The sequence below is a fragment of the Enterococcus sp. R12 genome, assembly GCF_058135755.1.
Window position 1 is genome coordinate 2360935 of record NZ_CM176874.1, and the last position, 12483, is coordinate 2373417.

At 41.8% G+C, this 12483-nt stretch carries 14 protein-coding genes and 1 tRNA gene; 2 read left to right on the forward strand and 13 right to left on the reverse strand.

Annotated elements, in window-relative coordinates; all coding sequences use genetic code 11:
- Nucleotides 1-38 precede the first annotated feature (38 nt).
- Complete coding sequence (locus ACTW1R_RS10835) at nt 39-809, forward strand: SDR family oxidoreductase (RefSeq protein WP_252704950.1); 771 nt, start codon at nt 39-41, stop codon at nt 807-809.
- Between the two features lie 99 nt (nt 810-908).
- Here ACTW1R_RS10835 and ACTW1R_RS10840 read toward each other — a convergent pair whose 3' ends face one another.
- The 5 genes from ACTW1R_RS10840 to ACTW1R_RS10860 all read right to left on the reverse strand — a co-directional run bounded on the left by ACTW1R_RS10840 (nt 909) and on the right by ACTW1R_RS10860 (nt 5085).
- A complete protein-coding gene (locus tag ACTW1R_RS10840; protein ID WP_271813265.1) occupies nt 909-1541 on the reverse strand; it encodes an HD domain-containing protein in 633 nt (210 codons plus the stop codon).
- 108 nt (nt 1542-1649) lie between these two features.
- Nucleotides 1650-1850 (reverse strand): cold-shock protein, encoded by a 201-nt coding sequence (locus ACTW1R_RS10845; protein ID WP_003126918.1) that lies wholly within the window; start codon nt 1848-1850, stop codon nt 1650-1652.
- 278 nt (nt 1851-2128) lie between these two features.
- Nucleotides 2129-3253 (reverse strand): baeRF6 domain-containing protein, encoded by a 1125-nt coding sequence (locus ACTW1R_RS10850; RefSeq protein WP_005229492.1) that lies wholly within the window; start codon nt 3251-3253, stop codon nt 2129-2131.
- 107 nt (nt 3254-3360) lie between these two features.
- Nucleotides 3361-4056, reverse strand: a complete 696-nt coding sequence (locus ACTW1R_RS10855) for a ThuA domain-containing protein (RefSeq protein ID WP_270290134.1) — start codon at nt 4054-4056, stop codon at nt 3361-3363.
- A 96-nt stretch (nt 4057-4152) separates the two neighbouring features.
- Nucleotides 4153-5085 carry a DUF7916 family protein gene (locus ACTW1R_RS10860; protein ID WP_010749339.1) on the reverse strand — a complete coding sequence of 311 codons (933 nt, stop codon included), beginning with the start codon at nt 5083-5085 and terminating at the stop codon, nt 4153-4155.
- Nucleotides 5086-5154: 69 nt separating this feature from the next.
- On the opposite strand from ACTW1R_RS10860, the gene ACTW1R_RS10865 reads away from it, so the two are divergent.
- Nucleotides 5155-5226: transfer RNA gene (locus tag ACTW1R_RS10865), tRNA-Arg, on the forward strand.
- Nucleotides 5227-5302: 76 nt separating this feature from the next.
- Here ACTW1R_RS10865 and ACTW1R_RS10870 read toward each other — a convergent pair.
- From ACTW1R_RS10870 to ACTW1R_RS10905, 8 genes are all read right to left on the reverse strand, one after another.
- Nucleotides 5303-6484 (reverse strand): GNAT family N-acetyltransferase, encoded by a 1182-nt coding sequence (locus tag ACTW1R_RS10870; RefSeq protein ID WP_271813266.1) that lies wholly within the window; start codon nt 6482-6484, stop codon nt 5303-5305.
- Nucleotides 6485-6544: 60 nt separating this feature from the next.
- Nucleotides 6545-6958: a DUF3284 domain-containing protein gene (locus tag ACTW1R_RS10875; protein ID WP_005229481.1), complete on the reverse strand. Its 414-nt coding sequence runs from the start codon at nt 6956-6958 to the stop codon at nt 6545-6547.
- Nucleotides 6945-7139, reverse strand: coding sequence for a hypothetical protein (locus tag ACTW1R_RS10880; protein ID WP_005236946.1), 195 nt, complete (start codon nt 7137-7139; stop codon nt 6945-6947). Before ACTW1R_RS10880 ends, ACTW1R_RS10875 begins: the two co-directional genes overlap by 14 nt.
- Nucleotides 7140-7151: 12 nt before the next feature.
- Nucleotides 7152-7373 (reverse strand): hypothetical protein, encoded by a 222-nt coding sequence (locus ACTW1R_RS10885; protein WP_005231914.1) that lies wholly within the window; start codon nt 7371-7373, stop codon nt 7152-7154.
- Nucleotides 7374-7441: 68 nt separating this feature from the next.
- Nucleotides 7442-8839, reverse strand: coding sequence for a PTS sugar transporter subunit IIC (locus tag ACTW1R_RS10890; RefSeq protein ID WP_081116262.1), 1398 nt, complete (start codon nt 8837-8839; stop codon nt 7442-7444).
- Nucleotides 8840-8920: 81 nt separating this feature from the next.
- Nucleotides 8921-9238: a PTS lactose/cellobiose transporter subunit IIA gene (locus ACTW1R_RS10895; RefSeq protein ID WP_005229473.1), complete on the reverse strand. Its 318-nt coding sequence runs from the start codon at nt 9236-9238 to the stop codon at nt 8921-8923.
- A gap of 37 nt (nt 9239-9275) precedes the next feature.
- Nucleotides 9276-9593, reverse strand: coding sequence for a PTS sugar transporter subunit IIB (locus ACTW1R_RS10900; RefSeq protein WP_005229471.1), 318 nt, complete (start codon nt 9591-9593; stop codon nt 9276-9278).
- Between the two features lie 134 nt (nt 9594-9727).
- Nucleotides 9728-12442: a sigma-54-dependent transcriptional regulator gene (locus ACTW1R_RS10905; protein ID WP_270290133.1), complete on the reverse strand. Its 2715-nt coding sequence runs from the start codon at nt 12440-12442 to the stop codon at nt 9728-9730.
- Between the last annotated feature and the right edge of the window lie 41 nt (nt 12443-12483).

Here is a 12483-nt window from a genome sequence, read left to right on the forward strand (position 1 = left end):
GGATCTTTTTTATAATTTACTATAAGGAGGCGAAAAAAATGAATGATTTCAAAAACAAACGAGTGATTGTAACGGGGGCTGCTTCAGGGATTGGAAAAGCGGTGGCAGAACAATTTCTAGCCCAGGGTGCTCTTGTTGGGTTGATTGATCGCAACGAAGAGGAGCTACAGGAGTTTCTTGCTGACTATGACGCACAAACCCACTATCGTGCCGTTGACGTCACTGAAGCAGAGAAGCTGCAAAAAGCGATGAGTGGTCTTGTGGAAGAACTAGGTGGTCTCGATGTACTTCACGTCAATGCCGGCATCAACGGTACTTGGACACCGATCGAAGAATTGACGGTGGCGGAATGGGACCAGACAATCAACACAAATTTACGCAGTACCTTTATTACCGTCAAAGCTGCGATCCCATTTATGAAAGCAAACGGCGGCAGCATTGTCATTACGAGTTCAGTCAATGGAAACCGCATCTTCAGCAATTTTGGTGCGACTGCTTACAGTACATCTAAGGCAGGTCAAGTCGCCTTTACAAAAATGGCTGCGCTGGAACTTTCTGGTTATAATATTCGGGTCAATGCCATCTGCCCTGGGGCGATCGCAACGAATATCGATGCCAGCACAGAAATTGAAGAAGAGGTTGCTCGCGTTGAGATCCCCGTCAAATATCCAGAACGTTCTCGACCATTAAAACAAGAAACAGGCGTGCCAGAACAAGTCGCCAACCTTGTGCTTTTTCTATCTTCAGAGGCTGCGGGCAATATTTCTGGAACGGAAGTCTATATTGATGGAGCGGAATCTTTGCTTTAATACAACAAAAAAACGAAAAATCAAACCTGCTCCCCTCACTTGTTTCAAGTAAAACCTGTGAGATGGATCATTTCTTGATTTTTCGTTTTTTCTTTTTGTTTATTTTTCCACCAAAGCTGCGATTTCTTCTAGAAAAGCAGTCTTGCCATAAAAATCTGCATTCAATAACTCGGGAAAAATGGCTTCAAAGAAATAGGTCACACATGGACGATGCTGAAACGCTTTGACCGTCAAAACCGCTTCACGAAACATTTCTTTGAACACTTTGTCGGGGTTGCTTTTTGAGATCTCTTCAAAAGATTCATATAAAAGATCGATCTTATCCGCAATTGCCAACAGCTGTCCTTCAAGGCTGTTGTCTTTGCCATCCGCCAAGCGTCTGCGATACGTCGCTTGAAAGCTTTGGGGGATTTCTTCTTCGATGAAGGCATCGGTCATTTTTACTTCAACGGTTGATAACATCGCCCGCAATTCTTTGTTTGCATATTTGACTGGCGTTTTGATGTCGCCGATGAAACGTTCCGTGTAATCATGGTTCAAGGCTTTTTCATAAAGAATTTGCCAATCGACTTGATTTCCCGCTTGTTCTTCGATATCGGCTAAGGTCTGGGCAATCATGGTTACTCGAAACGAATGAGCGGCCACGCTGTGCTCGGTAAACTTAAAAAATCCAGGTGCTCGTTGGATTTTTTCTAAATTAGCCAATCCAAGAATAAATTCATTCAATCCCATCAGTCTGCCTCCTTTTTTTCTAAGAGTATAACAACTACTATCTCCGCAAGCAAATATCACGCGCACAAAAAAAGAGCAGCTAAGCTGCTCTTAAAAGGCATTCACAAATTACGCTTTGTTAACGTTAGTCGCTTGAGGGCCACGTTGTCCGTCTTCGATATCGAAAGTCACTGCTTGACCTTCTTCTAAAGTTTTGAAGCCTTCGCCTTGGATAGCTGAGAAATGAACGAATACATCGTTACCGTTTTCTGCAGTGATGAATCCAAAACCTTTGTCTGAGTTAAACCATTTAACTGTACCTGTTTCCATAATAAAAATCCTCCTTGTGTTTATACACATATTTTGCAATTACTTGTATAAGGTGAAAATGTGGAAGATGTTTAAGATGAAACAAGCTACCATAATTTACCGTAACAAAAACTACACTTTGTATTATAGCACATTATCTTCTTTATGACTAATAGAAAATCAAAAAAAATGAAAACGCCTTTATTTTTTTATAATTCGCAAAAAGACTGCTGCACTAAAGATCTGCAACAGTCTTTTCTTTTTTGGAAACGATTTATTTACGAAGGACGCAACTGCGTTTAGTAGCGCAAAATCGCAGTCAAACTTTTTTCTCCTGGGGCATCTTTTTGTTCCAAAATAGATACCTCGCCGCCATTTTCTAAAACATCGATTGCCAGCGTATTTAACACTTGGCGACGATCGTATTCCGTGTCAGGATCTTCTCCAAACCCATCGGCGAGATTGGAAGTCGCTACAAACAGATTGGCGATCCTGCCTTCTTTAGCTGCAGGTACGATATCAACCAATTGGTCAATAAATTTCCGATCCAACAGCTTGCCGTATTCCCCAACTTCTTTTTGTGTCAACTCCGCAATCAGCTTTTGCGTACACGTTTGGATCTCTTTCAAAGATAACGATGCTGGTGAAGAGGAAATGCTTGGTTCTGCTTTGAAAAAGTTCGTTTTTGCCACTTTTTTAAACAGCGTTTGATTTTCTGGTAAAGCAAAAAGATACATTGGTAAATGCTCTTCGTTTGAAAAATCATTCTTAAAAAATGCATCAACTGCTTGGTAGTAGTTGACGTGATCGATCTCGACTTCTTCATCTTTGGCACTAAAGCCGTGATAAGCGACGCCTTCTCCCCCTGAGTTAGGGCCACCTTGGGCACTGTAATTAAAGTTGCCCCCGCCAGTGATTTCTTCCCCCAGCGCTTTTTCGATCGTTGTCGGTGCCTCTTCTGGCAACTCGACTTCACGCACTTGATTGTTTTCAACTTGATAGACTTGCATTGAATCGCGATTCAACGCTAAGAGATAAAATGGGTAATTAAATTGTGCGTTTTTGATGACAGCTAATACATACGGGGTTTCCCCTACATAATATTGATCATCCACACGAATACTTAACCGATGGACCAGTACATCTTCTGGTGTGATAATCACCGCCACACTCGTTGTACTGTTACGCCAAAATGATTGATCTGCAAGCAGTTCATCAATTTTTGTTTGAAAAAGATCCCAAGAATGTTCTGGGTATTTCTTTTCAAAGCGGCGCTTCGCATCTTTGGCAAAGTTCTTAAATTTGATTTGATCCTTTTCGACATTCTGGTGGCCGACATGCGTATTGAGCATGATCGTGACAAATGGTCCTTTGATTCCGTCAGATATTACCTGCGATAAAAAACTTTTTCCAAATTTTCCCATTCCACATTACCTCCTGCTTAATCAAATACAAATAAAGTGTACCATGCTTATTTTCTTCCATAAAGTAAAACGATTGCACGCGTTTATTTACTTATTCGTTTTTCTGATTACTCCATATACTGGCTATTTTTCAGCGGATCAGCCAAGGTATTTCTGGTGGCCCATAGAAAGCCTCGTTTGGTCCAAGTCTGAATGGTGGGCTCTTCTAGCTCTTTTAGACTGTGTCCAATGGATTGAAAAAAGACTCTGCCCTTGCCCCATTTTTTGATCCACATCATTGGCAGTATGACTTCTTGGTTAGCTGCATTCGGATGATCTTTAGCGGCAAATGTTGAGGTAGCTAACACAGTGACGGCTGGATCAACCAGACAATAGTATTGCTCCGTCGTCAACTGAGGGATCGATTGCGTATTTGCCGTAATATAGTGATCTGTCGTAAGATCGATGCTATAGGTCGTTTCCAATCCACCAGGATGTGCCAAAAAACAGCCGCCAGTCAGAAACAACCAGCCTTTACTGGCTTGAAAAGCCGAGGCAAAGCCGCCATGAACGCCTGCTAATCCTAACCCTTCTGCTACAGCCTGAGTGACATTTTGCAGCGGCTCATCAGGCAATTCTCCTCGCGTCCAATTCATGATCAACAGATCCAGCCTTTTTAATTCTTCTTTATGATAGAGAGGTTCAAAATCTGAGGCGAGTGTCACCTGATATCCTTCTGACTCCAGCAACGTTTGGTAAAACTGACTGGTTTCTTTTGGGGCGTGTCCTTCCCAACCTCCGTAAATGATCAATGCTTGTTTCATTTTGTGTTTCCTCCATTCTTTCTAACTTAGCGAAAAAAATGCAAAAAGCGAAGCAGAACGATTCTCCGTTTTCCTTCGCTAGTAATTTTTTCTGATTTAACGGTTGATTGAACGCCCGACACGATTGATCGTATGGCGCATACCTCTAATTGCAACTGATGTTTCGAAAATATTTTCGGTCGGTGCCATGCCGCCATAGCCAGCATCACCAATATGCTGCAGATCGACCCCACAAGTTTTGTTGATAATGGCTAATTGTCGCAACGTTTCTGGACGTGCGCTTTCTTGACTCGTTCCGATCGCTGACATCGTCAATAAGTCATATTGTTTGGCAATTTGAACAGCTTCGATCAGATCCTTTTCTAGAAAGCCTTGAATCGAGCCCACGGAAGGCAGTAACAAAATATCTGCCCCAGCTTCAGCGTAAGAAATGATGGCTTCTCGATCAACCACAGGTTCATCTGAGCCGGCACTGTGCATTTTTCCAGCGATTATCAACCCAGAGAAATGTTCTTTTGCCAATTTTACTGCTTTAGCGATTTCTCGGTTGGTCACACCCGTTCCAGGATTGCCTGTAAAGCAAAGAAAGTCCACCCCGAGTTCTTGGGCTTTTTTGATGGTGTCAACCGAACTTGTTCGGCCTTGACTGATGCTGATCTTTTCACTCATCATTTCCGTCGTAGCTGGGATCGGCTCAAGATTGATGCCGACAGGTCGTCCAATCAGTTGTTTTAGTTGAGGAATCGGATTTTTAATGGGCTGTGTAGGATCAAGCAGCTGCTCCAATGTGATACCAGGCATCCCAAAAATAGCTGGACGATAACAATCAAAGCCATTTAACAAAATCAAGTCAGCCCCAAAAGCTGCCGCGACTTCTGCGTTGGTGATATCGCCAGCTTGCGGCATGGTTTGAACCACCGTTTCACAGACGATCACTCGTCCTTCGCTCGCTTTAATGGATTGTTTCAATTCTTGCGCCGACATTTCTTTGATTTCACTATAGTTTGCACTTATCAATCGTTTGACCATGTTTTTCTTCCTTTCTTTTCCTTCTCATCTTGCGAGAAACACGAATAACAGGTAAAATATAGCTATTGTGTTCCCTTAGTTAAATGGATATAACAAGTCCCTCCTAAGGATTAGTTGCTGGTTCGATTCCGGCAGGGAACGTTTTTTGAAGAAAAAGATTCCTTATTTTTAAGGAATCTTTTTTTGTTGGAAAGCAAATACCTCTGCCTCGATTTGTTTAGAAATAATCTTCCAGAATCGGCTTTCCGTCTGGTAAGTTTTCCTGAATCATCACTGCAGCTTCCTTCTCCGTTTCCATTTGCTGGAAAAAGACCAAGGAATCAAGGGATTGCGCCTGCAAAAACAGTTGCACAAAACGCTGAATGGACAAGGTTGCTTTTGGCAACTTGGTGTCCGTCGTTTTCATGACCTGATGCTGAGCGTTTTCGATCGACACTTCATAACACCCATTATTCCATGGGGCATAATCATCCCCTTGAATTTCTATGGCAAAACGACCAGCTTTTTTCAACGTAAATGGATAGCTTGTTAGAAACCCTTCCACATCGACGACTCTTGCCATCATGTCCGGGCGCACTTGGTAGTGAGCCAATGGTTTGGCTGCATTTACTTGCAGGACTTCCCCATCAAACCCTGGTCGATAATGGATCTGCGCTACTGAATCTGCATGGGAAACGATAAACCGATTGAATCCTTGATACGCGTCAGCGGTCAAATAGCCCCACTCTTGAATATCAAAGCGTCCTCCTTCAACAAAGTAGATCAAATACCCTTCAGGAACGCCCGCTTCATTGCGATAAATCGCAAACGTATACGGTCTGCGCAAAACAAACTTGATTTCTTCCCACCAGGCTTGGCGAATCAGCCCACCTTTTTGATGGCGAGGCAATTGATGATAAATCTCGTGAATGATCGGCTGTGCTTCCTCCCAATTCATGCGTTGAATCCTTCCGTTCACTTTCTTGCCATCGGGCCATTGATGCGCATCAACTTCATAAACGGTGCGTTCAAAGGTATATTCATACCCATATCTGCGATAAAACGCAAAGGAGAAAGGTGCCAGATAGGACAGTACAATTTTTTGTTCATAGCAATCTTTAATGATTTGTTTCATGATCCGATCGATCCGACCTTGGCTGCGATACTCTGGATAAGAAGCCACAAAACCGATCCCTGCCATTGGATAAGTCGTTCCATGAAAATTCACATCAAAAATAGTTGCCATGATTTGGCTCGCTAGTTTTCCATCCTCGTCGTAGGAACCATAATTCCATGAATTCTCCGCAAGCTTGCGATAGCGCTTGATATTTGTTTCATTCAACTCCCACTGAAAGGCATAAGAAACCAATTCCAGTACTTCTTGCGAACCGAATTCGGTCATTTTTTTGACATCTGTCATTCCTTCATCTCCTCTACTTGAAAACACGCAAGAAACGCAAAAAAGGCGTCAGTCGACCCCTTAATATGCTTCTTCCATCATACTCAACATTTTTTTAAATTGCTTGCGTTTGAAATATCCTAGAATGGTGCCTAAGAGCATGTCATTCAATTGTTGGATCATTCCTTCAGAAGTCATTTTTTCTTCATAGTGCAAGGTGCAATGCGCGTCATCTATCGCTTCAATTTGATAGTGTACACGGAAGGTATTTTTTTTCGTCGCCGTTTGGAACGCATAGGCTTGGTTTTTCTTGACTGTTTCAATCGTTATGTTGGCATTGCTATCTTTATAAAATTGTTTTAGATAACTATAGCCTTCTAATTGGTCTTCTGTCAACGTTTGATCTGTCGCTTGTTTAATATCATGTAAAACGGAATCGATGATCGTTTTATATAAAAAGTCAGCGGGTACATTCATTTTTTTAGTGATTTCCATCTTGCGCCTCCTTGTCTTTCTTGTTGCGTTTGTGTCCAATTGAAGCCATGATTCCTCCAATAGCCATTAGAATGACTGACGTGATGAGATTCACCCAGTGGTATTCACCTGACTGCGCATTGGCGCTGTATATAAATAACATACTACCGATACTTATAAAAAACAATCCATTTTTAAACATGATATCACCTCACTATTGACTAACGACGTTGAAGTATAGTACTCGGCCCCAATCGGTATTTTTGATTGCGTCCTTGGCAAGCTTCACTGCTTTTTCTTTGTCATCTGCCGTTGTTTCAAAAATCAACTGAATCCCTTTTTTTTCTTTGAAGGTATACTTGATCTCATCTTCTGACAAAGACTCAAGTAATGCTTTGATGTTGTCTTGCTGCATTGCGGAATTTACGATAATCATTTTTTCTCCTCCTAAAAAAGATGGCTAGATGGGTGAAATCACCCATCTAGAACGTTTGCTTCGTTTGATTAGTTCTCTTGGTCTGCTGGGTTGATTTTGTTGGCAGCAATAATAAATGGTGCCCAGATCAATAAAGCTACAGCCAAATTAATGATCGTCAAGATGATTGCACGCCAGTCCCCACCGGTAGCCAAGAAGCCACTTAGGATCGTTGGCATTACCCAGATCACATTTACCACAACTGGTGCAACTAAGCCTAATGTTGTTGCAAAGTAAGCAATTGTCGCTGTAACTAATGGTGCAACAATAAATGGAATGATAAACAATGGGTTCAACACGATCGGTAGACCGAACATTACTGGTTCATTGATGTTAAACAAACCAGGTCCAATCCCTAGTTTACCAACTGTCTTGTAGTCGGCACGTTTAGAAAATAGCAAGATTGCGATCAATAGCATTAAAGTCACACCTGCTCCACCAGGCCAAACAAACGCTTCGAACGAACCTGCTACCCATTTATAAGGAACTGCTTCCCCTAATTGGTAAGCATTGGTATTTTCAACCATGGCCACACCGTAAATCGATTGTAAAACGGGTCCCATGATATTTGTACCATGTAAGCCAAAGAACCACAAAACATGGACAAGCAATACAATGATAAATACGGCAAAGTATCCTTGAGAAAGACCCAATAATGGTTTTTGGATCGATTCGGAGATCCAGTCAATAATTGGCATACCAACGAAACGTTCAAATAGGTAGTAAATCAAGCCTGATGCATATAGCCCGGCGATCCCTGGGATAATTGCTGCGAAAGCACGAGAAACTGCTGGTGGCACTGAATCTGGCATTTTGATAATAATATTTTTTTGCATCAATTTTGCAAAGATAATAACTGAAACGAAACCAAAGATGATTGCGGTAAACAATCCTGAGCCGCCCATATAAGCACTAAATGGGAAATAGCCCCAGCCAGCAGCGCTGATCGTTGAACCATCTGCTGCAAATCCTGATGTAGCACTTGTGCTGTTGATCAAGTCTACTACGTTGGTTGGTAGTGCTTCTTCTAATGCTAAAGAAAGAGAAGCTGATTGTGGAATACCCATAATAAATGCTGCTAAAGAAACCAACGCACCTGATAGTGCATCAACATTGTAAGCCTTTGCTAAATTATAGCCAAAAGATGCTGAGAAGATAACCGCCATGATTGCTAAGGTACCTGTCCAAACTAATCCGTTGACGGCGATCACTGGTGTGAAAAATTTGGTGATTGCATTGTCCGCACCTAGATAAGTGTTTGGAAAATCACGCATGAAGGCGTTCAATAATACTGCAATTGCCCCAGCCATCGTTGCTGGCATCATTCCGATAAAGGCATCCCGCAAAGCAACCAAATGCTTTTGCGCACCAATTTTAGCTGCAACTGGGAGAATGTGTCTCTCCATCCAACTTGTTAATCCATCCATTCTTAATTCCTCCTATAAGTTCTATTCGTCAAAGAAGATTTTTTGATTCATCGACAATAACTACTTCTATCCGTTCAAAGATTATTCGTTATTTAGACGTCGATAGACATCAATGATTTCTTTCGCTAAATCGGTAAATGCGATTGACGTCATTAGGTGATCTTGTGAATGCACTGTCAACAATGTCACGGTCATATGATTGCCTTGCGCTTCTTGTGTCAATAATCCTGTTTGCGAATGATGCGCTTCCACAAGAGATGCTTCAGCATCTTTGATTTTTTGGTCAGCTAATTCGAAGTCCCCTTCTTTTGCTGCCGCGATTGCTTCCATTGCGTCACTTTTTGCATTACCACCATACATGATCAATCCCATAATGGCTTCCAAATTTTGCTCATCCATCTTTAAAAATCCTCCTTACACTTCGATCCTAAAAATCTTAGTTCATTAATGTTTCTGCTTGTTGCAATACTTTTTCGCCGTTCATCATGCCATAGTCTGCCATGTTGATCACGTCCAAAGGAATGCCTTTTGGTGCTAGCTTTTGTTCAAATTGTGATTTCATGAATCGTACTTGTGGTCCTAATAATAGAACATCGACTGGTTTCGACTCCAAATGTTGGTCGGCTTCTGAAGCTGAAACAGCAAAGATATCTGCTTCCATTCCTTTTGCTTCGGCTGCTTTTTGCATTTTCGTCACCAATAGACTGGTACTCATTCCTGCTGAACAAACAAGCATAATCGTTTTTTTCGCCATCGCGTATCTGCTCCTTTCTGTTGTAAGTTACACTTTACTATAAAGCAAAAAGCGTGCCAAAAAAAAATAAGTCCAGACCTTTATATATCAATGGTCTGAACCAATTTTTCTTTTGCACACTCACGGATTTTTCATTACACACTAATATTGTGTGCGGATTCATCATAACTTTTTATTTCATTTTCTAAGAACATTTGTGTTAAATACGCGATCTCATCTTCAGAGATTTTGATTTGATAGTTTTTCTCTATCTGCAATAAATGAGTTCGTAACACATCTGTTTCGATACGATAGCGTTTTTGGAAGGCCGCCAAATTGGGGAAGGTACGAGAATGTTCCTTCTTCAATAAACTTTCCACTAGAAAGGCTAAATGAATCACTAAGCCCGCATCAACGGTAGGTTCCACAATCACATGCAATTGATTTTGAATTTGATGAACGATTCGTTGTAGACTTTCGATCAGATGATAGACGGACCCCACATGCGTTAAAGTATTTTCTAATGAACGTACGATTTTTTCAATCGGCACTTCATCTGAAACGATCCGCTTCAGTACATTCAACCGATTGTCATCAAAGACATCATAGGCGGAAAAGAACGGGATATTTTGATAATCGATCTCGACGGTGCCCGCAATGGCTTTGATCTCATATTCTTCTAGCAAGCCATCAATATGTTTCTTGAAGGTTTCTTTTTCAATAAATTGCATTTGAATGATCTCGACTTTTGATTGATCGACGACGGGATAAATTCGTTGATAAAGTTTGGCAGCGACACCTTCTCCAGTAAAGCAAGTGACGATGACTGCTTTTTTATTCCCCTTCGCTTCGCGAACTGTGCGGAACTGTTCTTGCACGATGGTTTCAAAAGAACGCTGAATGTTTTGATAAATGTCTTCTAAACTTCGGCCACTTTCCGCCATTCGCAAAGCCTCTAAGACGATCATCGTACTGACCATCGAGATGGCTTTCGTACGAATCCCGGTCTCTTCAGAAATCAAATTCGCAAATGAATTGAGGGAACCCATATCAGTTAAAAGCAATAAGCCGTTGCTCATCTTTTCCTTATTGTCAGTGACATAGTTCAATAGCTGTTCATACATTTGACCGACTTCCATATCTAAAGACATATTCATCGCTTTGCCGTGGTCAGTTTCAAGCAGCTCTTGTGCCGTTTCCAACATACTGCTGGCAGTCGCCTTGCCGTGCATCAAGACAATAATCTCGACTTTTTCAAGGGGCAGCTGCGAGGGTTGTTTGACTTGAATCGCTAAAAACATACTGATAAAGCCGATCTCATCGAAGGGGATCTCGACATGGCGTTCTTCTTCGATAATGGTCGATAGATCCATTGCCACCTGGAACTCGGATTTCAAGTTTTTTCTGACTGTATTTAAATCTGGGTGAACGATCATATGTCCTTCCTTGACACGTTCCAGTGTACTTTGCAAATGCAGTGCAAAGGCAAAGCGGGCTTTTTCACTATAGGTTCGAGACAATCTTTGCCCAGCTAGATCATAAAGAACATTTGTCAGTTTCCAAATGTCTTCTGGAATCAGTTCTTTATGAACGGGATTTTGGATCAATTCTTCGACATACTTTTCAAAATACGCATCGACATCTTTAGAGATCAAATTTTCTAGATCGACATTGGCTACGCCCGTTTCAATCAGCGAGCTGACTTTTTCTTCGATCTCGTTATACACTTGCATATTCCGTTGTGGATCACGAGACCAGACGACATCTGGGTCGCCAGGTTCAAAACTTAGAAAGTCGCCTTTGCCATCCAAAAACCGATCCAAGCGTTCCGACATTTCTTTGATCTTCAACAAGCCTTTTTGAACTTGCAAGGAGCAGTCGCCTTTTCGTATCAGCAAGTGTTTTTTTCCATAGGTTCGATAATGCAAAAATGCTTTGGCACAGACGAGTTTAAGGTCGCGCTTGATTTGACCAATGTTGCCTTCTGCCTCATAGAGCATAAAGGCCAATATCGCATCTCGTTCGACATCGATTCGTTGATTCAGACGGGTCGCCTCTTGCTTGATAAACAACGAAATGATTTCATACCGTTCATCTAAGGAACGACTTTCCACATTTGGCAAAGTAATAGCCATGGGAATTCGCCGATTGAAGGTCGTTAAAAAGGTTTCTGATGATTCCGTGGTGGCACCGATGATCTGCACGGCGGCTTCATGAACTTGATTACTTTCCCCTAATGGACGGTAGATCCCTTTATCAATGAAGGTAAAGAGCATTTCTTGCCCTTCTGGCGGCAGTCGATGGATCTCATCTAAGAACAGGATGCCGCCATCGGCTTTTGCCATAAGTCCTGGACTATCTTCTGCCGCACCAGTGTAGGCGCCTTTTTTGATGCCAAAGATGTGACCAAACAACAATTGCGGATTTTGTGCATAATCCGCACAGTTAAAGGACACGAATGGGGCATCTTTTTCTAACATATTTGATTCAACCGCAAAATGATACATACATTCGGCAAATAAGGATTTACCCGTACCTGTCTCACCAAAAATAATGGTATGGAGTCCTCTAGGTGGATATAAGATCGCCGCTTTGGCTTGCTGGATACTTACTTTCAAGGAAGCTTGGACTCCAACCAGACTTTCAAAACTCACTTCAGAGGAAACATCCACATGGACCGTTTCTTCTAAAGGCTCATAAACAACCGGACGGCCGGAACGTTTGCCGATTTTCTTTTCTTTATAAAGCTCACTGAGATAACGGCTTGCATTGCTGCGATCGATTTGTAAGATTTTAGCGACATCAACTGCGGTCAACCCTTGCTTATGCAGTTCGATCGTTTGAAAAATCTCTTCTTTTCGCGAATTCATTCGATAGCCTCCTCATTTTTTTACACACTAATAATAAACAA